General features: G+C 51.0%; 16 protein-coding genes and 1 pseudogene. 10 read left to right on the top strand and 7 right to left on the bottom strand.

Annotation, left to right across the window (positions count from 1 at the left end; translation table 11 throughout):
- The first annotated feature begins 27 nt into the window (after positions 1–27).
- Entirely contained in the window at positions 28–435 is a 408-nt protein-coding gene (locus AC6RNO_RS00105) for a PaaI family thioesterase (RefSeq protein ID WP_474687139.1), read from the top strand.
- Between the two features lie 1035 nt (positions 436–1470).
- Here the strand turns inward: AC6RNO_RS00105 and AC6RNO_RS00110 are convergent.
- The 3 genes and pseudogenes from AC6RNO_RS00110 to AC6RNO_RS00120 form a co-directional block, all read right to left on the bottom strand.
- On the bottom strand, positions 1471–2040 hold the full coding sequence (locus AC6RNO_RS00110; protein ID WP_497104146.1) for a YdeI/OmpD-associated family protein: 570 nt from the start codon (positions 2038–2040) through the stop codon (positions 1471–1473).
- A gap of 41 nt (positions 2041–2081) precedes the next feature.
- Positions 2082–3256 (bottom strand): annotated as a pseudogene (locus AC6RNO_RS00115) (MFS transporter).
- 65 nt (positions 3257–3321) lie between these two features.
- Complete coding sequence (locus tag AC6RNO_RS00120) at positions 3322–3786, bottom strand: VOC family protein (protein ID WP_497104147.1); 465 nt, start codon at positions 3784–3786, stop codon at positions 3322–3324.
- Positions 3787–3887: 101 nt separating this feature from the next.
- On the opposite strand from AC6RNO_RS00120, the gene AC6RNO_RS00125 reads away from it, so the two are divergent.
- The 4 genes from AC6RNO_RS00125 (at position 3888) to AC6RNO_RS00140 (ending at position 8508) form a co-directional block, all read left to right on the top strand.
- Positions 3888–4814, top strand: coding sequence for a helix-turn-helix transcriptional regulator (locus AC6RNO_RS00125; RefSeq protein ID WP_474687226.1), 927 nt, complete (start codon positions 3888–3890; stop codon positions 4812–4814).
- A 110-nt stretch (positions 4815–4924) separates the two neighbouring features.
- Positions 4925–5287: a tyrosine-type recombinase/integrase gene (locus AC6RNO_RS00130; RefSeq protein ID WP_497104148.1), complete on the top strand. Its 363-nt coding sequence runs from the start codon at positions 4925–4927 to the stop codon at positions 5285–5287.
- Between the two features lie 1005 nt (positions 5288–6292).
- The gene (locus AC6RNO_RS00135) at positions 6293–7900 is read left to right on the top strand and encodes a PucR family transcriptional regulator ligand-binding domain-containing protein (RefSeq protein WP_497104149.1); all 1608 of its coding nucleotides are present in this window, start codon (positions 6293–6295) and stop codon (positions 7898–7900) included.
- A gap of 62 nt (positions 7901–7962) precedes the next feature.
- Positions 7963–8508 (top strand): chromate transporter, encoded by a 546-nt coding sequence (locus AC6RNO_RS00140; protein WP_474687220.1) that lies wholly within the window; start codon positions 7963–7965, stop codon positions 8506–8508.
- Between the two features lie 44 nt (positions 8509–8552).
- On the opposite strand, the gene AC6RNO_RS00145 is transcribed toward AC6RNO_RS00140, so the two are convergent.
- Positions 8553–9422 carry a metallophosphoesterase gene (locus AC6RNO_RS00145; protein WP_474687218.1) on the bottom strand — a complete coding sequence of 290 codons (870 nt, stop codon included), beginning with the start codon at positions 9420–9422 and terminating at the stop codon, positions 8553–8555.
- A 111-nt stretch (positions 9423–9533) separates the two neighbouring features.
- On the opposite strand from AC6RNO_RS00145, the gene AC6RNO_RS00150 reads away from it, so the two are divergent.
- The gene (locus AC6RNO_RS00150; protein WP_474687216.1) at positions 9534–10871 is read left to right on the top strand and encodes a 5'-deoxyadenosine deaminase; all 1338 of its coding nucleotides are present in this window, start codon (positions 9534–9536) and stop codon (positions 10869–10871) included.
- Positions 10872–10952: 81 nt separating this feature from the next.
- Entirely contained in the window at positions 10953–11294 is a 342-nt protein-coding gene (ytxJ, locus tag AC6RNO_RS00155) for a bacillithiol system redox-active protein YtxJ (protein ID WP_474687215.1), read from the top strand.
- Between the two features lie 46 nt (positions 11295–11340).
- Here the strand turns inward: ytxJ and AC6RNO_RS00160 are convergent, their stop codons facing one another.
- A complete protein-coding gene (locus AC6RNO_RS00160) occupies positions 11341–13425 on the bottom strand; it encodes an EAL domain-containing protein (protein ID WP_497104150.1) in 2085 nt (694 codons plus the stop codon).
- Between the two features lie 162 nt (positions 13426–13587).
- Between AC6RNO_RS00160 and AC6RNO_RS00165 the strand changes: the two genes are divergently transcribed.
- The gene (locus AC6RNO_RS00165) at positions 13588–14475 is read left to right on the top strand and encodes an EamA family transporter (RefSeq protein WP_497104151.1); all 888 of its coding nucleotides are present in this window, start codon (positions 13588–13590) and stop codon (positions 14473–14475) included.
- A gap of 74 nt (positions 14476–14549) precedes the next feature.
- Complete coding sequence (locus tag AC6RNO_RS00170) at positions 14550–15842, top strand: MFS transporter (protein ID WP_497104152.1); 1293 nt, start codon at positions 14550–14552, stop codon at positions 15840–15842.
- Positions 15843–16074: 232 nt separating this feature from the next.
- Here AC6RNO_RS00170 and AC6RNO_RS00175 read toward each other — a convergent pair whose 3' ends face one another.
- Together AC6RNO_RS00175 and AC6RNO_RS00180 are read right to left on the bottom strand one after the other, a co-directional pair.
- Positions 16075–17238, bottom strand: a complete 1164-nt coding sequence (locus AC6RNO_RS00175) for a M20 family metallopeptidase (protein ID WP_488436422.1) — start codon at positions 17236–17238, stop codon at positions 16075–16077.
- Positions 17239–17672: 434 nt separating this feature from the next.
- Positions 17673–18539, bottom strand: coding sequence for a hypothetical protein (locus AC6RNO_RS00180; protein ID WP_497104153.1), 867 nt, complete (start codon positions 18537–18539; stop codon positions 17673–17675).
- Positions 18540–18959: 420 nt separating this feature from the next.
- On the opposite strand from AC6RNO_RS00180, the gene AC6RNO_RS00185 reads away from it, so the two are divergent.
- Complete coding sequence (locus AC6RNO_RS00185) at positions 18960–19265, top strand: hypothetical protein (protein ID WP_497104154.1); 306 nt, start codon at positions 18960–18962, stop codon at positions 19263–19265.
- The last annotated feature ends 77 nt before the right edge of the window (positions 19266–19342 follow it).

Here is a 19342-nt window from a genome sequence, read left to right on the forward strand (position 1 = left end):
CGGAAAAGAGCGGAGGGAGGGAGCTGCATGGATCAAAATCAAGAATTACAGCGAATGGCGGAGCTCGCCGAGCCGACGTTCTGGGGCTACCTTGGCTGCGAGTTTGTCGGCATGGACGAAGGCAAGGTGACGATAGCCATCGATGCCAAGGCGCATCATCTAAACCCGATCGGCATCGTACACGGAGGCGTGCTTTCCTCGCTGCTTGACAATGCGATGGGCATCGCCGCGATGGCGCAGCGGCCGCAGGAAAAAGTGGTGACGACGAATTTGAATGTAACGTTCGTGTCGCCGCTCCATGCCGGGCGGCTGCTCGTTACGGCGGAGGTTGTCCACCAGTCCCGCAAAATGATAACCGCGCAAGGCCGGGTTACGGATGCTGACGGGAATTTGGGAACGATCGGCATCGGCTCGTTCCGCGTCACATCCAAGTGAGGCGGGCAAAAGAGGCGCGTCAGATTGCTGAAATGCCTCGCGCCCGCTCGTGTGATACCGGCTTAGCCAATGTAGAAAACCTTGCAATGCGGCGCTTTCGAAAAACTCGCTGACCGGGCTATCACCGACTGCTCAGCGGTCGGAAAACCTGTGAAAGTACATTCTTTTGCTTCACGGTGCGCTTGTTTCGAACGATTGGTCGACCGACCGACTACATGCAGCAGGGCACCGCGTGCTGGGAGCTGCGCGCGGTGCCCTGCTGTGGAGAAACCCTCACGCCAGAGACGGTCGTACAATCTGCCCGGTTGCGCGAAGAAAACCTGCAAAAGTACAGTTTTTGCCCGATGGAAACGCTGACCACGACAAATTCCTGCAATTGTGCAGGCTTTTCACCGCGAACATGGGCTCAGACTCATTTTCACCGAAAATTCCTGCACTATCGCAGGCTTTTCACCAAAATGAACCATTTTTACAGAAAAAGCCTGCACTATCGCAGGTTTTTTCACTGCCAAGCCGCCTAGTCCCCTCCCGCTTCAGCCCCGCAACCCGGGCAGGAGGAGGGACGGCCCGCTTCAGCCCCGCTACTCGTGAAGGAAGAGACGTGGCTCACTTCAACACCGCAACCTGTGCAGGAAGAGTCGTGGGCCTATTTCAGCACTGCAACTCATGAAGGAGAGGTTTCGTACCGCTCACAGCTACCAGCGTGCGATATTGCGTTGCATGAAGGGGTAGTACCAGCGTAGCTGACACTACCCGCTAACACATGGATAAAAATGTAAGAACCCTCCACTTTTGAGAGTTCTCTTTATGAATGATAAATGTACCAATTGTAGCCTGTTCGTTAAACTACGTACCCATAGTAACGGGGATGTCCTTTCATAGGCATACAGGCAACCTCCTCGACCGGATTGCCTCTATATGTGAACGCGCGGTTGAAGACGGGTTGGATGTGACGTTTACTGTTAAAGTGTTGGCGAGATCTCTTTCTGCTATAATCTGGCTGGCTTAAAGGTTTGAAAATTGCCACAGAGCAACTTAAATATCTAGTAGACGTCCATTATCATTCCATTGGCCGTACATTTTGTTTTCTCTCGTGTTTGCTATGAATTTGTCTAATCTGCTATCAAATAATTCCGGTTGATTTTTTATGCTTTGTATCGTGTCGATCCGAACTCTTTTATACAGATCCGGAAATGCCTTGAAGTTCTCATATACATGCTTTTCCTCTTTCAGCCTTTGCTCTATAACCGAATCGATTCGAAAAGAATCGTAATCCATATCAGGAAGAACCTTTCTTCCTTCGTCTGTCATCAAACCCAACTTTTCGAGGCGGCGGACACGTTCTTTATTCAATTCAGTCCATGAGCTTTTTTTGCTTCGAGGGGACAGTCTCTGAGCCAGCCCCGTTTCAGATATTTTCTTCTTGACTCCATCAATCCATCCAAAGCACAAAGCTTCCTCGACCGCGTCCAAATATAAGAGCGTATCCGATTTGGGCGCCATACTAACCAAGACCCAACAATATTTTTTAATTTTACTATTTTCCTGTAGCCAAAACCTCAACTCTTCTCTCGATTTTACGGGAATTAAATGATCCAGTTCCATATTTGAAAAAGAATTTCCTTTCTACATTTATCATATATCCGTTAATTCATGCTTGCTTTCTCAACATGTGATTTGGAAATTGCTGATTTTATCATGATCAGTAAGAAAGTAAGCGACAAAAGCATAATACCGCTCCAGATAAGCTGATGCGCGCCCAACTGGGAAATAAACAAGCCGCCGATCCATGTCCCTACCGTAATGCCAACATTAGAAAAGGAAACAAATAAGCTGTTACCGAATTCGGAAGCTTCTTTCGCATCAGTCATCAACAAGGCTTGACTTAGAATAAGTCCCCCGGAATGCACAGCTCCCCACACAAATACGATGACCGCCATCGGCCAAAAATGAGAACCCCAATAATAAGTAAATAAGTAAATGACCGCATATACGAGAGGAAACAGGATAACCGTTTTTGTCATGCTTTTGTTCAGAAAGAACCCGAACAAGAAGTTCCCTGCAATCATGGTGACGCCAAAGATCATCAACATCGCGCTGATCCAGGTACCGTTCATATGGGTGACTTCTCCGAGATATTCGGCAAAGTAGCTATAAACCGAACTCATCGCTGTAAAGATCATCACCACGATCAAGATCGTTAACCACAATTGAGGTTTGCGCAATATGCCGAGCTGCTTGCCGAAAGACATTCTTTCCTTAACAGGCATTGAAGGAAGCCAGACCAGTATGCCTATAAAGGCAATGACGCTCACAATAGCTCCAAACAGGAAAGCAGCTTCCAGCGAAATTTTTGTGGAGAGATAGGATGTAATCGGCACGCCAAAAGCGAATCCAACGGTTACTCCGGCCATAACCTGGGTGACCGCTTTGCCGCTCTTTTCGGGAGGAACAAGGCTGGCAGCGGTCGCGAGCGCAATCGAAAAAAAGACAGGATGAAAAACGCAGGAACAATCCGGAAAGCCAGCATAACTTCGAACCTGGTCGTATAAGCATACACCAAATTAGCGATGGCAAACATCAGGATAGCGGATAGTAAGATCGCTTTTCGATTCATTCCGGAAGCGAGTAATGTTAGGAATGGGCCTGAAATGGCAACGATGAAAGCAAATGCACTCACAAGGTACCCGGCCTCCGAGGGTGCTATGTGAAACTTTTGAGTGACTTGGGGAAGAACTCCGATCATGCCCATTTCAGTTGTTATGATGCCAAATATACCTAAAGCCAGAAAAAAGATCAGCGAAAAATAGCTATTTTTCATAAATCGTGCCTCCATCGGTATATAAAAAAATGGCCTTCAGTTGGAAGACCATTTTTCAGAATAAGTTACTGTTTGTTGGAGATTACGTTATCAAGAAACTGATCTGCGTCGCTATTAAATTTCCAGTTAACCCCAAACTTATCAACTAGCATTCCGAAGCACGAAGACCAAGGATAATTGGATAACGGCATGATGACATGGCCGCCAAGGGACAATTGACCAAAGTATTCTTCCAGTTTTTGCTTATCATCGATGACCAGGCTAATCAGAACATTATTCCCTTTCACCAGCTCGCCTGTTACCGCCTTCATTGAAGGCAAAATGTCCGACATCATGATTTTCCCGCCTGCGAATTCTATGGAAGATTCCATAATCATATTTAACTCATTTTCCGGCATCGGGTAGTTTGGATCTTGCGGGATATCCCCAAATTTCGCTTTTTTTACTTCAATTGCACTTAAAGCCTCCGAATAAAATTCAATCACTTGTTCTGCATTTCCATCAAAGTTTAAATATACAATAGCTGCCATAAAGCAATACCTCCTTCTTGTTATAAATGTAGTATACTTTATAAGAGGTGACAGCAGTATGTCACCGTTTCATACTAAAGTAGAAAAAAAGAGGGGAACCGATGGAAAAAGTTGAGAGATTAATCTCTATCATTATGATCTTGCTGAAAAAAGAGGTTGTTTCCACCAAAGAATTCGCGCAATTATTTAACGTTTCCAAAAGAACGATTCTTCGCGATATGGAAACCTTGAGTTTATCAAACATCCCTATCTATTCGGTCATTGGAGTTCATGGCGGCTACGGCATTATGGATGAATACAAGGTTGATAAACGTCTTTTAAGCAGCTCCGACTTAGAGAATATATTGACTGCGCTCGGCGGATTGGAACAAATTCTAATTAGCGAAGAAGTTGAAGTAACAATCAGAAAAATAGAAGCCATGGTTAGTCCATTGGCTCCGAAAGGTTCAATTCAACTGTCTTTTTATGATTGGGAGGGTCGGTCTGAGATTCGTCAAACCTTGAAGACATGTCAGGAAGCCATATTAAAGAGAAGATTAGTTTCATTTGATTATATAGATAAAAATGGCACTGCGACGAAAAGAACTGTCGAGCCCTATCAGCTTCATTTTAGCGAAACGAGTTGGTATTTGAAAGGATTCTGTTTACATCGCATGAGATATAGAACGTTCAAATTATCTCGGATCGATCATCTTAAAATGAATGAACAAACGTTTAGCCCTAGAGATGATTTGTTGGAACAAGAGCAGGAAGCAAGTTATCAACCGGAACTAGTCACAGTCAAGGCGTTGATTTCGCCTGGCATAAAAGATCAATTCATTGAAAGGTACGGTCGAAAGAGTATTGAAAACTACAGTTCTGAATATTTCTTAGCCACCATCTATGTTCCTCAAAACAGTATTGGCTTTCAGTTTTTAGCGAGTTTCGGGACAAATCTGGAAATAGTAGAGCCGAAGACCTATGTTGAAGAATATCGAGATTATTTGAATAAAATGGTGGAGAAGTATACTTCAAAAGGCTCCCATTAACATCAAAATGTTGGCGGCGCATATTCTTGAAAAACTATGCTGCCTGTTAGCTTAGTCCCCTATGAATAATATAAGTTCCGGTACTCACTCTTTTAGGAACTTTTCAGGATATGATGATCGTGAAAACGCTCCCGAAGACCTTTGAAGAGTTGCTGGCCATGCACGCAGATTCGATGAAAAAGAAGAAGGCGGTGTATTTATTTGAATCCTCCTGTAAGAAAAAATACACCGAGCGAGGAATCCGCAAAATTTTGGCCAAATACTCCGTGGAAGCTGAACTGGCTCAAAATCTGTCACCACACATGCTCCGCCACTTTCTGCTGACCTGGCTGAAAAAGCAAGGAATCGATGATGCACTGGTTCAGCCTTATTCCGGGCATGAAAGCCGAAAATCGCTGGAAGTATATTCGAAACTAGCTATCACCGATGCACAGTTTGAATATAACGAGGTCATCAATAAGTTTCCCGTATAATTTCTGCTACTTTGCGGGTGGTGTCAGCGACGCTGTTACTACCCCATGAAGGCGGCCGACCCACATAGGTTGGGGCAGAGTGGCTGCTGCGGCCTCAACGCTTTCTCTAACCCGTCACTTGATCAACAATCTGATTTTTTATATCAGTTTTTTGCGATAAAACGTAGGGTTAGGCCCCTTCTGAACGATAATTCCTGTACAATCGCAGGTTTTTCGCAAAATGAATCGATTCCAGCGAAAAAGCCTGCAAAAATACATGAATTTACGTCTTTGATCGCCATCCATGAAGAATTCCTGCAAAAGTGCAGGCTTTTCGCCGAACATATGGACCCGGATTCACTTTCAGCGAAAATTCCTGCACATTTGCAGGTTTTTCGAGAAAATAGACCAATTTAAGAGGGAAAACCTGCACTTTCGCAGGTTTTTTCGTTACCAAGCTGCTTCATGGCCTGTTGTGCAGTTTTACGACCAATATGTCGCTACTTTCTTGGGCAACCTGCATTTTGCAGGTTTTCATGCTGCTGCTCAACCACATCAGACTCGCGAAGAAGGGTCATTTGTGCAAACCAGCCCAAGGCGGTGGGATGGTTACCTGCGGAGGCTGCGCACGCGGTTCCCGGTGCGCGGTGCGGAGGTTACGCACGTAGCTCCCGATGCGCGGTGTGGAAGCTACGCGTGCGGCTCCCGGCGTGCGATGTGGAAACCTGCGCACGCGGTTCCCGGTGCGTGGTGTGGAGGCTGCGCACGCGGCCCCCGGTTTTGCGCCGTGTGACGGCGGTCGATCGGCCACATGCGGCACGCTGTTGGGCGGTTTACACCGACAAGCCGATCAATTTGTCTTTTCTACAAATGACATATTTATGTCATTTAACATAACATATAATTGAAAAAATTTCATGAAAAATTCATCATTCCCGCATTTATGTAATAAAATATAACATAAATTCATTGACTGAACGGTGGCGGCATCCTATAATCGATAAAAAGACGTAAGGGGGAATCGTTATGCATCTTACCATTCGAGAGGCGTTAACCATTTATCCTTTATCTGAAGCGAAGTTGGTAGCGGGCAAACAGGGAGACTCACGCATTGTCAAGTCCGTGAATGTTATGGATGCGCCGGATATAGCGGATTGGACAAAATCGGGAGAAATGCTGTTTACGACGGCTTTTGCCATGAAGGATAACCCTCAAGAGACGGTCAATTTGCTGCGCAAATTAAATGACCGGGGGGCTGCGGGGCTGGGCATCAAATTGGGGCGGTTTTGGTCGGAACTGCCGAAGGTCGTCGTCGAAGAGGCGGATCGGCTGCATTTTCCCATTATTGAAATGCCGTTTCAATTTACTTTTTCCGATCAGATGAACGCACTCTTTAACGCGGAATACCGCCGCAATACGCAGGTGCTGCAAAGTGTGCTCGATAAGCAAAAAAAGCTGCTGCAATTCGGCTTGAAGCAGGATGACATGGCCTCGATGTTTCAATGGATCAGAGATATTGTCGGGTATCCGATGGCGATTGTGGGAGCCAAAAATCAGGTGATGTACAACACAAGCGCATGGAGCACCGAGCAGCTGCAGTTCAATTGGCCCTGGAAGCGCAAAGCGGGCTGGGTGCACGCGGGAAAAGAACGCGCATACCGCGTCGCTCTGATGCAGCAGGACGATGAGCATCTGGGCAGTCTGCTGGTCATGCCTGATGCCGTGCTGCTGGCGAACGTGGAGGAAGGGCTGTTTCAGCAGGCGGCGGATATTTTGTCGTTTCACATGGGTTTCACGTTCAGGTCTCATGTGGAAGCGTCGATGCAGAGGGATCTTCAGAACAGCCTCGTCCGCTATCTGGAGAAAGGAGCTCCCCTTGAAGAGTTTTTGGAGCAGGCGCGCGCCAGAGGCGTCAACCTGTTTACGGGAGCTTACCAATGCGTCGTTGCCAAAATTACCGGCATGCCGCCGCTCGCCGAAGACGGGCAATTCCGCAAGCTGAAGGAGCTTAAGCAGTATTTGGAATCCCAACCCAAATCTTCGAGTCTGCGCGCGCATCATTTTGCGATGAAGGATCAGCTGTTTTCGATTTATTCGACCTCGCTTTCCGACGGCTTTCCTGAAGAGGAGCTGACTCAACTGCTGTCCAAATATGCGGCGGATGCCGTCAATGTGGAGGACGACGGGGAGGTGGCCTTCTATGTGAGCCCGGTGAAGCTGAAGCCGCCGGCGCTCCGGGAAGCGTACATGGAATGCCAGGAGACGCACAGGCTTGCGGGGCGGTTGAAGCTGCACGACCGGGTGCTCCATTTTGAGACGATTGAGTTCGCGCATCTTTTTCAAACGGTTCCTTCCGCCGTCATGGAGGATTATTGCACGAAAATTTTGCGGCCGCTGCTGGAGAAGGATGCGGAGTATTCGCAGGAGATGATCCGCACGCTGGAAGTGTTCATCCGCAACGACGGGCAGGTCAGCGAAGCGGCGAAACAGCTGTTTATTCACCGGAATACGGTGACTTACCGGCTGGAGAAAATCAGCGATTTGCTGCAGGTCGATTTTAAAAAAGTGAACGATTTGTTGAAACTTAAAGCAGTGTTTTTGTTCCGGCAATTTCTTCACGTTAGACAAGATTAGTTGAGATCGGAATGCCATTCGTGTATTCTTGATTCAAATGCTGCAGGAGAGAGTGGAGAAATATGTGGTTGAAATTGTGGGAATTATTTATCGGTTTTGGAAGATCTACGATGCTTGGTTACGGCGGAGGGCCTTCGATTATTCCTCTGTACGAGCATGAGGCGGTAGGCAGATTCGCCTGGATGAACAAGGAGGAGTTCGGTCAGGCGCTCGCTTTCGGCAACGCGCTTCCCGGGCCGATTGCGACGAAATTGGCCGCCTACATCGGCTTTAAGGTCGCAGGCTGGCTTGGCGCGACTGTGGCCGTGTTGGCCGTCGTGATGCCGACTGCGCTGCTGATGGTGCTGCTTGTGGGCGTGATGAGCAAGCTGTCGGGCAATTCCGTCATTCGCGGCATGATCAAAGGCATTCAGCCGGTCATCTTCGTTATGCTCGCGATGCTTGCTTACGATTTTATCAAATTCGCTTTTGCGCCGATGGACGGTCCGGTCAAATTTTTGCCTTTTCTGATAGCGGCCGCTTACTTTATTATGGTGCAATATTTAGGTTTGAGCTCTGTGTGGGGAATTATCGGCGGTTTGGTGGTGGGAGCGTTATTCATGAGATGACGCAAGAGGTGGAGTCGTAAGCCCTGGGCAGCTTCTACGGAAGCTCAGGGCTTTTGCTTTTCAAGCGTAAGGACGGTGATTTCCGGCCGGCACAAAAAGCGCATCGGCATCAGTGTCGTGCCGATCCCGCGGGTCGTGTACACTTGCATCTCGGACCCGGCTGCGGTATAATGCCCCATTACATATTTATCGCCGAGGGGTGGGGTGACCAGGGCGCCGATGAACGGGAGCCGGATTTGGCCTCCGTGCGTATGCCCGGACAGCTGCAGATCGATCGCTTGCTTGGAAGCCTTGTCGGCAAAATTGGGCGAATGCGACATCAGCAGGGTGAAAGCTCCGGAATCCGCACCTTTGAGGGTTTGGGAGATGTCCGGATTGCCTGTCAGCATATCCGCTACGCCGGCGATTTGGATGAAGCCGTCTTTGTGGCGTATCGTCTGGTGCCGGTTGACCAAGGTGGTGAAGCCGCCTCCTGCGAGCATGTCTTCGGTTTTTTTGACGCCGGAATATTTATCGTGGTTGCCCAGCACGGCCCATTTGCCCAACGGCGCTTCTAGCTGCGACAGGATTTCGCTTGTTGCTGCGGGATCTTCCGTTACGGACGTATCGAACAAGTCTCCTGTAAAACAAAGCAAATCCGCCTGCTCGCGCGCAATCAGGTCGACTACTTTTTGCAAATGACCGAGATTAAAATGGTGGCCGATATGAGTGTCGCTGAATTGCAGCAGTTTGATGCCGTGAAAAGCTTCGGGAAGCCTTTTGAAACGGAGCGTATGGCGCATAATTTCGTAGCGGCGCGGCTCCACAAAGGCTGAGTAGCCAGCTGTCAGACCGCCTGCAGCGAACAAGGAGCCGGCAAGAGCAAGCCCTTTTTTAAAAAAAGAACGTCTAGTCATAAGCTGAGGATTTGGCATGTATACTCTTCCTCTTTTGGATAAGTTTTGCTTTCATTATAGCAGCATCCGAGCGGAAGATGCGAATTATGGGATGCAGTCATCCCCAATTGGAAACCGGAGGTATGTACAATGGCAGGAATAGTGATTCAAGGAGCGCAAATCGTCACGATGAACGGGCAGGAGGAAGTATTTGTCGGCGACGTCAGGGTCGAACGGGACCGGATTGTCGAAATCGGGTCGTCCATTGCGCCGGAAGCCGGCGATGAAGTGATCGACGCAGCGGGAAAAGTGCTGATTCCCGGTTTGATTCAAACGCACATTCATTTGTGCCAAACATTGTTCCGCGGCCAGGCGGACGATCTCGAGCTGCTCGATTGGCTGCGCAAGCGGATTTGGCCGCTTGAAGCTGCGCATGACGAGGAATCCGTCTATTATTCGGCGATGCTGGGACTCGGCGAGCTGATTCGCAGCGGGACGACTTCGATCGTTGATATGGAGACGGTCAATCATACGGATTCGGCGTTCCGCGCCATGTCGGAGAGCGGCATTCGCGCGTTGTCCGGCAAGGTGATGATGGATTACGGCTCGGAAGTACCGAGCATGCTGATCGAGAAGACGGACGACTCGGTTCGGGAAAGCGTGAAGCTTTTGGAGAAGTGGCACAACCACGACGGCGGCAGGCTGCAGTATGCGTTCTGCCCGCGGTTCGTCGTCTCCTGCACGGAGGAGCTGCTCATCCAGGTCAGAGATTTGTCCGCTAAATATGGGGTCAAAGTCCATACGCACGCCTCGGAAAATCAAAAGGAAATCGAACTGGTCGAAGCTCAGCGCGGCATGCGCAATATCGTCTATCTGGAGCATATCGGGCTTGCGAATCCGAATTTGATCCTCGCTCATTGCATTTGGCTCGACGAACAGGAGAAGGAAATTCTTCGCAAACACCGTGTCAAAGTGAGCCATTGCCCGGGCTCCAATCTCAAGCTGGCCTCGGGTGTGGCCGAAGTGCCCGATCTGCTCTCCAGGGAGATCATTCTCAGCCTGGGCGCGGACGGTGCGCCGTGCAACAACAATCTCGATATGTTCCACGAAATGAGGCTGTCCTCGCACCTGCAAAAGGTGCAGCATGGACCGACGGCCATGGACGCGAAAACCGTATTTCGCATGGCGACGATGGGCGGCGCTCGCGTCATGGGGATGGAAGAGGAAATCGGCAGCATCGAGAAAGGGAAAAAAGCCGACCTTGTGCTGGTTGATCTCAACGATTTCCACACGTATCCTTCTTCCGAAGTCGACGTTTACGGCAGACTGGTGTATTCGGCGACCCGCGCCGATGTGGAAATGACGATGATCGACGGCAAAATCGTCATGAGGGACCGCATCATCCGGACGATTGACAAGCCTACGGTGCTGAAGGAAGCGAACCGGTCCATCGAGCGGCTTTTGAGAAGATTGCCTGACATTCATTGATTCCGTCGGCATCACCATTTGCATATGCCGCTCCCTTAAATTATAATAATTCTCAAGTACGAGAGGGAGGGAGTTATTCATATGTCTACATGGAAAGAATTGACTACGCTAGAACAATGGCAGCAAGTTTTGGAGCAATCCTCCGGTAAGCCTACCGTTGTCCTGAAGCACAGTACGGCATGTCCGGTAAGCGCGAGCGCGCTTGAAGAGTACGATGAGTACCTGGCTGGCAGCCCGAACGAAGACGTCGACTATTATTTGGTTAAAGTGATCGAAACCCGCCCGGTATCCAATCAAATCGCCGAGGATTTGGGGGTCAAGCACGCTTCGCCGCAAATTCTTTATTTCAAAAATAAAGAGTCGATCTGGAACACTTCACACTGGTCGGTCACGACGAAACATATAACAGCCGTGCTGAATTAATGAAGAAAAAGCCTTGAGGACAGTTTGACGTCCCCGAGGCTTTTTTTTAATTGAAATTTCCGTCCAGCAGCGTGGAAAACAGCGAGGCCGGCATCGGCTTGCAGAACAGATAGCCCTGCATTTCGTAACATCCGAGCCGCGGCAGCGCATCTTTTTGCAGCTCGGTTTCGACCCCTTCGACGATGACGCCGAGGTTCAAATTTTGCGCGAGTCCGACGATAGATGCAACGATTGCGGATTCCGAACGGTTCGTTATGTTGGTGATAAAAGAACGGTCAATTTTGAGCCGGTGAATCGGGAACTTGCTTAAATAACTGAGCGATGAAAAGCCTGTTCCGAAGTCGTCGATCGAGATTTGGATGCCCAGGGACACAAGTTCGTTCAAACGCTCAATGATCGGCTCGGTGTTGTGCATTGCGATGCTTTCGGTAATTTCCAGCTCCAGCGAAGCGGGAGGGAGGCCGGTTTGATCGAGCACCTGCTTCACGGAGCGGACGAGTTCCTCGTCTCTGAGCTGAATTTGCGAAAGGTTGACGGCGATGCGCAGGTCCCCGTGGCCCTGTTCCTGCCATCTTTTGCACTGCTTGCAGGCAATTTCCAGGACGCGCGAGCCGATCGGAACGATCAGGCCGGTTTCTTCGGCAATGGCGATAAAATCGCCCGGGTACAGAAGATCGCGCGTCGGATGATCCCAGCGTACAAGCGCTTCCATTCCGACGACGGCATTCGTGTTCACATCGATTTGCGGCTGGTAGTGGACGACAAATTCATCGTGCTGCAGCGCTTTGTGCAGCTCGTTTTCCAGCTGGCGGCGGTGAATGGCTTCCTCGTGCATCGCTTTGGAATATATTTTCACATGGTTTTTGCCCTGTTCTTTCACTTTGTACAGAGCGGTGTCGGCGTTATGGATCAAATCTTCCGCATGACAGCCATGCTCCGGGTAGAACGCCATGCCGATGCTGACCGACAAGTAAAAATCTTGACCCTGCAAGGCAAAAGGCTTGCGAATTTCGTGCAAAATCCGCTCCGCAACCGGCGCGGCGTCGTCCTGACCGCTGATCAGCGGCAGACAGACCGTAAACTCGTCGCCGCCCATGCGCCCGACCGTATCCTGCTCGCGGACGCTGCTTTTCAGCCGCTTGGCGACCTCTTTCAAAACCTGATCGCCGACTCCGTGTCCGAGCGAATCGTTAATGAATTTGAATCCGTCCAGGTCGAGATACAAAATGGCGATTTGGCTGCGCTGGCTGTCGGCTTCGCCCAGATGCGACATCACTTTCCGCTCGAACATTCTGCGGTTGGGCAAGTCTGTCAAGGCATCGTAGTAAGCCATGTATTGAATTAAATCTTCGGCTTCCTTTTGCTGCGTGATGTTTTTGGCTATGAAGTAGACGCCGCTGATGGCGCCGTTGATCGAAATGGGCACGAGAATGACGTTAAGCTCGATGCGGGAGCCGTTTTTATGAACAATTGCGGTTTCAAAATTTTGCGGCCGCCCGAGCAGCGTGCGCTCCAGCCGTCCGATGATTTTGTCCAAATGTTCCGGCACGCAAAGCTCCCTTAGCGAATGCTGACCAAATTCCGCCTGCGAATAGCCGGTCAGCTTGCAGGTTGCGGGATTGAAGCCGATCAGATTGCCTGACGAATCAAGCGAGACGACCGCATCCGGATTGTTGTCAAACAAAGACTGGAACTGCTGTCTGCTTTCCTGGAGGCTCCGTTCGGTCTTTTTATACTCTCCCACATCCCAAATCATGCTGGCGTAAGCGACGATGCTCCCTTCCTGATTGCGGATCGGGGCGACCGTCTCATTCACCTGAATATTCGTGCGGTTTTTATGCTTGCGGCGATGCTCCATTTTGTCGTATTCCCATCTGTGGGCAAGAAGCAGCTTTTCATACGCGTCCAGTTCCTCTTCAGGAATGGTCGGCAGGGGGAGGCCAAGCAGCTCTTCTTGATGCCAGCCGAACATTTGCTCGAAATTATGATTGATATACTTCACATGATGCTGAAGATCGCAAACGGCAAAAGCTACTGCAGCGTGCTCCATTAAAGCTTCGACCACTTCCTGGATGTAATGTGGATCATATTCCAGTTTGTTCCATTGTTCTATGCTATTGGATGACGTCAACAGTGCAACCCCCATTATCACAAATCCGAATTGTATCGATTAAATTATATATGAAAATGTTGGAATTGAAAAAGTTTTTTGTCAAGTGGTTGGCAAGCCGCCCGTCCTTCGATATACTAATACGGCAACTTATGCCAGATGAAGACACCGGGGAGTTTACGTATGCCAATCAACAGTAAAATCAAAGTACCGCTTATTTTATTTCTTGCCGTTGGAATTATTGCCATTTCTTTTTCTGCGATTTTTGTAAAATGGTCGGATGCGCCCGCCTCGGTGCTGGCCATGTACAGGCTGCTTTTGACCAATGTGCTGATGCTGCCTTTTGTCTGGCGGTATATGGCCGAAATGTCGCGCATCTCTGTGCGGAACTGGATTCGGATCGCGGCTTCCGGCGCCGCCTTGGGCCTGCATTTTTTATGGTGGATGGATTCGCTGAATTACACGACCGTAGCAAGTTCCACCGCGATTCTTACACTTGAGCCGATCTTTGTCATGCTGGGATCTTTTCTGCTGTTCAGTCACCGGACAAGCCGTACGGCGGTGCTGAGCATGATTATGGCCATTGCCGGAGCGATCTTCATCGGGTGGGGAGATTTCCGCTTTTCCGGCGAGGGGCTTAAGGGAGACTTGCTTTCTTTGCTGGGGACAGTTGCAGTTGCGGTTCATATGCTGCTGGGCAAAAGCTTGCGCGAACACATCTCCGCCTTTGTCTACAGTTTTTTTGTCTTTTTGAGCGCAGGACTCGTTCTTGCGGTGTACAACGTTTGCATGCACAAGTCTTTTACGGGATATTCGCTTGACGACTGGGGCGTGTTTCTGCTTTTGGCCGTCGTGCCGACCGTGTTCGGCCACTACATATTTAACTGGCTGCTGAAATATATGAACGCCGCATCGGTATCCATGACCGTGTTGGGGGAACCGCTCGGAGCCTCGCTGCTCGCTTACTTCCTGCTGGGAGAATCCATTACGGGAATGCAGATGTGGGCCGGGTGTCTGCTGCTGCTTGGTGTCGCTATGTTTCTGCGCAGCAGCGAAGGGAAGGGGTCATAAATTTTTTTGAGCATTTATTGAACTTTGGTCAATTGAGGTAAGGACAGAGGCTTGTCTAATAACGGAGGTGGCTCGTGAAATTTCGGGATTTTCATCGCAATGTTAAGATTCGTTTTTATCTTTCGTTTTTGTCTGGAACCGCCAACAATATGGTGCTGCCGTTCATGTCCATTTACTTTTCCGGAAAGCTGGGAGATACGACTGCGGGTTTGGCCGTTATTGCGGGCATCCTGGCCGGTTTGGCCGCCGGCATTTGGGGAGGCTACTATGCGGACCGGATCGGCCGCAAAAAGCTGATGCTCACAGCCGAAGCCGGGTGCACGGCGGCATTTGCCGCGATGGCGATGTCCAACTCGCCCTGGTTCGAATCGCCCGTCGTCACTTTCGCGATGATGATTCTCGTCAGCATGCTGTGGGGGCTGCACGCCCCGGCGAACGATGCGATGCTGCTCGACGTCACGGAGCCCGAATCGCGCAAATACATGTACGCGTTCAAATATTGGATCAACAACTTGTCGCTTGCAGTTGCCGGCATTGCAGGGGCGTTTTTATTCAAATCGTATTTGTTCGAACTGTTTGTTTTGCTGACTTGCATCGGTCTGATCACTTTGCTCGTGACTTATTTTTTCATCGAAGAAGTGTACGTGCCCTTCAAAGAGGCGGATGCGCAGGGCGGCGAACGCCCGAAAGCGATGTCCCTGTGGGCGAACTACGCGCAGGTAATGAAAGATTCGACGTTTATGGTATTTACCGTGGCGTGTCTTTTGCTCGTTTCGGTAGAGTTCCACACGGGGAATTATGTTGCCGTCCGACTGGGCAAAGAGATGATGGACGCGCCGTTCATCGATTGGGGCACCATTTCCTTGCACGTCGATGGCCTACAGATGGTCGGCTTTTTGCGGACGGAAAATACGGTGCTTGTCGTGCTGCTTTCCGCAGCTGCGAGATTCGTTATCGGACGGTTCCCGGACAAAAAGGTGCTGTTCGTCGGATATACGCTGTATATTGCCGGTTACAGCTATGTGGTATACAGCAATCAGCCATGGCTTCTGCTGCTGTCCATGCTCATCGCAACGTGCGGCGAGTTGATGTATGTTCCCGTCAACCAGGCGTATTTGGGAAATATGGCGCCGGAGCACGCAAGAAGCTCTTACATGGCGGTAAACGGCATGCTGTACAAAATCGCTCTGCTGATCGGCGGGGGCGGCGTCATCCTTGGGAGCATCCTGCCTTCGTGGACGATGGCCGTATTGATCGGCTTGACCGGAGTTGCAGGCATGCTGCTGTTTTACTCCATCGTGCACCGCCTCGACCGGCGCAAAGAGGACGGCCGCTCCCCGCGGAATGCCGCTGCCGCTTCGACATGAGGCAGGTGTCCGCGATTGCTCCATCGCGCACCGCCTCGACCGGCGCAAAGAGGACGGCCGCTCTCCGCGGAATGCCATTGCCGCTTCGACTTGAAGCAGGTGTCCGCGACTGCTCCATCGTGCACCGCCTCGACCGGCGCAAAGAGGACGGCTGCTCCCCGCGGAATGCCGCTGCCGCTTCGACTTGAAGCAGGTGTCCGCGAAGGCGGCGGCCGCAAGTTTTTGAAGGGGCTTACTGGCCGGCTGCAAACTCGGCTTTGATTTTGTCGAGCAGCTCCTTGTCGGCTATGGCGTCGTAAGCGGTGAAGGCCAAAGCTTTGGCGGTGAAAATCATGCCTTCCAAAGCTCTGTCCTGCATCGCCAAATCGCGGAACTCTTTGGTGTGAAGCATATGTTTCTCGTCCACGACTTTGACGAACGGATGAATGGTCGGGCAATGCGTCGAAACGTTGCCGAGATCGAGCGATCCGTGATCTTTGCCGGTTTCAATCTCGTCCTCCGCGATGCCCATTTCCGCAAGGTTGCGCGTAAAAACCGCCGACAGCGTCTCATTCGTTCGCAGCTCGTCGTACGAATACTCGTAGTTGGACGTTTGCAGCGTGCAGCCCGTTTGGAGAGCGGCGCCTTCCGCGCAGCGCAGCACTTTTTGCACGAGTTCGTCCGTATAGCTGCGGGAGGCGGACCTTACGTAGAACTGCGCGGCGGCGTAGTCCGGAATGATGTTCGGCGCTTTGCCGCCCTCGCTGATAATGCCGTGAATTCTCGCGTCCGATTTGACCTGCTGCCGCATCGCGTTGATGGAGTTGAACAGCTGGAGCACCGCATCCAGCGCGTTAATGCCTTCGTAAGGCTGCGCAGCGGCATGGGCGGAACGGCCGAAATATTCGAACTGTATCGCGTCCATCGCGAGCGATTCGCCGGATTTCTCATACGTATAGTAGGGATGGGCCATAAGCGCAATGTCGACGTCGTCGAACAGCCCGGCTTCGGACATCGGCACTTTGGCGCCTTTCGTCTCTTCGGCGGGGGTTCCGTATACGCGAATGCTGCCGCCTGTTTCCGCGAGGACGGACTGCAGGCCTACGGCCGCCCCGATACTCATCATGCAAATCAAATGGTGCCCGCAGGCATGGCCCAGCTCGGGAAGCGCGTCGTACTCGGCCAGAAAAGCGACGACAGGTCCCGGCTTGCCGGAATCGTAGGTGGCGAGAAACGAGGTGGGTATGTCCAGAATCCCGCGCTCAACCTGAAAGCCATGGGATGCCAACTGTTCGGTAAGCTTGACGGCGGCCAAAAATTCCTGATGGCCCAACTCGGGATTCGCCCCGATAAAGCCGGATATTTCTTTGAATTTGCCGGCGTGCCGGTCTATAGTTTGCGCGATCATCGTTTTCATTTTGCAAAAACTCCTCGTTTGAAATAGTGATTGAAAAACATCGTTTCGCGGAGACTTCCACGCAACGATGAAAAACCATCGTCCCCAGCAGCGTCAGCGGCGATAGGCGCCTCCACCGGCGTTGAGCCGAAAGCATCGTTCCGCATCGGAACGTGAAGCGTTGGCTGCGTGGAAAAAGATACGCCGGTATACTTGCTAGCGAGTTAAGCATGGCGGCTAGTGAATTGCTTGCTGGCAGGGCCCATATGGCGGCGAACGAGATACTTGCTAGCGAGGTTGTACGTCGGCGAGCGAAAAACATGCTCGTCTCAAATCACTAGCCCGCGTGCAAAAAACCTGCAAAAGTACATCTTTTTTGCGTCGAGAAGCGCTGTCCGCGAAATATTCCTGCAAAACTGCAGGCTTTTCGCTGGAATTCTGGGCCCGGCCGCCTCTTAGCCGGAAATTCCTGCACAATTGCAGGAATTTCCCGAAATCGGCCCGCTTCCCCCGAAAAAGCCTGCACTTTCGCAGGCTTTTTGGGCTGGCAAGCCGCCATGCCATCCTTGCAGGCGAGGCCTACAGAGTGGTGAGCGGAAAAACATGCTCACCAGGGAATCACTAGCCGCGCGCAGAAAGCCTGCAAAAGTACATCTTTTTTGCGTCGAGAAGCGCTGTCCGCGAAATATTCCTGCAAAACTGCAGGCTTTTCGCTGGAATTCTGGGCCCGGCCGCCTCTTAGCCGGAAATTCCTGCACAATTGCAGGAATTTCCCGAAATCGGCCCGCTTCCCCCGAAAAAGCCTGCACTTTCGCAGGCTTTTCGGGCTGGCAAGCCGCCACGCCATCCTTGTGGCGAGGCCTACACAGCAGTGAGCGGAAAAACATGCTCACCAGGGAATCACTAGCCGCGCGCAGAAAGCCTGCAAAAGTACATCTTTTTTGCGTCGAGAAGCGCTGTCCGCGAAATATTCCTGCAAAACTGCAGGCTTTTCGCTGGAATTCTGGGCCCGGCCGCCTCTTAGCCGGAAATTCCTGCACAATTGCAGGAATTTCCCGAAATCGGCCCGCTTCCCCCGAAAAAGCCTGCACTTTCGCAGGCTTTTCGGGCTGGCAAGCCGCCACGCCATCCTTGTGGCGAGGCCTACACAGCAGTGAGCGGAAAAACATGCTCACCAGGGAATCACTAGCCGCGCGCAGAAAGCCTGCAAAAGTACATCTTTTTTGCGTCGAGAAGCGCTGTCCGCGAAATATTCCTGCAAAACTGCAGGCTTTTCGCTGGAATTCTGGGCCCGGCCGCCTCTTAGCCGGAAATTCCTGCACAATTGCAGGAATTTCCCGAAACCGGCCCGCTCCCCCGAAAAAGCCTGCACTTTATACGAAAATAGACACAGTAGACCTGAATTATTTTCATTCTGTGGGGTGACGTCCACGGCGTCATGGGGGTTTTCGCAGGCTTTTTCGGGCTGCCAAGCCGTCAGGTTCAACCGGCTGCGCCGTGCCACCCATCGTGGGTTTTCACACAAACGAATGTGCAAGCCCGAAAATTAATTACTGCGGAACCGCTCGACGGTCGCTAAAAACGCCGTTCCGCGCAGCATGGACGACTGTTTTTATCCCCCGCTCGAACACGATGAAAAAATATTCTTGGTTTCATTGTAGTACATTTGAGGGGGAACTACCACAAACGCGGAGGCTGGGTTACAATAAGTGGACGACACGTGCAAGAAGGAGGCAATGGGTATGATGAAATACGGTGCGGATCCGGTAGAGCACGATTTTGCGCTATTTTGCAGGGAAGTGGAAGCTCGGGGGCAATGGGTTGATGTGTACCTCGACCTGAATTTGAAGGAAGGGCAGTATTTGCCCAACGGCCTGCAGGAGCCGGGGGTTCTCGTCATATGCAATCATGGCGGCGAGCCCGTGCAAATCGTGCTGCAGGACGAGGGCTGCGACTGCGAATATCAGTTTACTTTGACGGAAAAGGCGCAAATCGAAAGGTTTGTCGAGGAGCAGTGCAAGCCGCAGATGCTGCTCGCGAGCGAATAAAAACTTCCCGCCGGCGCGTCGTCCGGCCTTCCCAATCTGGGCGCACCCGCATACATTGGTAGTACGTCGGGATTTGG

The organism is Paenibacillus sp. sgz302190, assembly GCF_059820445.1.

Bases quoted from the DNA above. Each gene is read 5' to 3' on its own strand.
- AC6RNO_RS00105 (WP_474687139.1), top strand. From the start codon at position 28: ATGGATCAAAATCAAGAATTACAGCGAATGGCGGAGCTCGCCGAGCCG.
- AC6RNO_RS00110 (WP_497104146.1), bottom strand. From the start codon at position 2,040: ATGGAACTGGATCATTTAATTCCCGTAAAATCGAGAGAAGAGTTGAGG.
- AC6RNO_RS00120 (WP_497104147.1), bottom strand. From the start codon at position 3,786: ATGGCAGCTATTGTATATTTAAACTTTGATGGAAATGCAGAACAAGTG.
- AC6RNO_RS00125 (WP_474687226.1), top strand. From the start codon at position 3,888: ATGGAAAAAGTTGAGAGATTAATCTCTATCATTATGATCTTGCTGAAA.
- AC6RNO_RS00130 (WP_497104148.1), top strand. From the start codon at position 4,925: ATGATGATCGTGAAAACGCTCCCGAAGACCTTTGAAGAGTTGCTGGCC.
- AC6RNO_RS00135 (WP_497104149.1), top strand. From the start codon at position 6,293: ATGCATCTTACCATTCGAGAGGCGTTAACCATTTATCCTTTATCTGAA.
- AC6RNO_RS00140 (WP_474687220.1), top strand. From the start codon at position 7,963: ATGTGGTTGAAATTGTGGGAATTATTTATCGGTTTTGGAAGATCTACG.
- AC6RNO_RS00145 (WP_474687218.1), bottom strand. From the start codon at position 9,422: ATGCCAAATCCTCAGCTTATGACTAGACGTTCTTTTTTTAAAAAAGGG.
- AC6RNO_RS00150 (WP_474687216.1), top strand. From the start codon at position 9,534: ATGGCAGGAATAGTGATTCAAGGAGCGCAAATCGTCACGATGAACGGG.
- ytxJ (WP_474687215.1), top strand. From the start codon at position 10,953: ATGTCTACATGGAAAGAATTGACTACGCTAGAACAATGGCAGCAAGTT.
- AC6RNO_RS00165 (WP_497104151.1), top strand. From the start codon at position 13,588: ATGCCAATCAACAGTAAAATCAAAGTACCGCTTATTTTATTTCTTGCC.
- AC6RNO_RS00175 (WP_488436422.1), bottom strand. From the start codon at position 17,238: ATGAAAACGATGATCGCGCAAACTATAGACCGGCACGCCGGCAAATTC.
- AC6RNO_RS00185 (WP_497104154.1), top strand. From the start codon at position 18,960: ATGATGAAATACGGTGCGGATCCGGTAGAGCACGATTTTGCGCTATTT.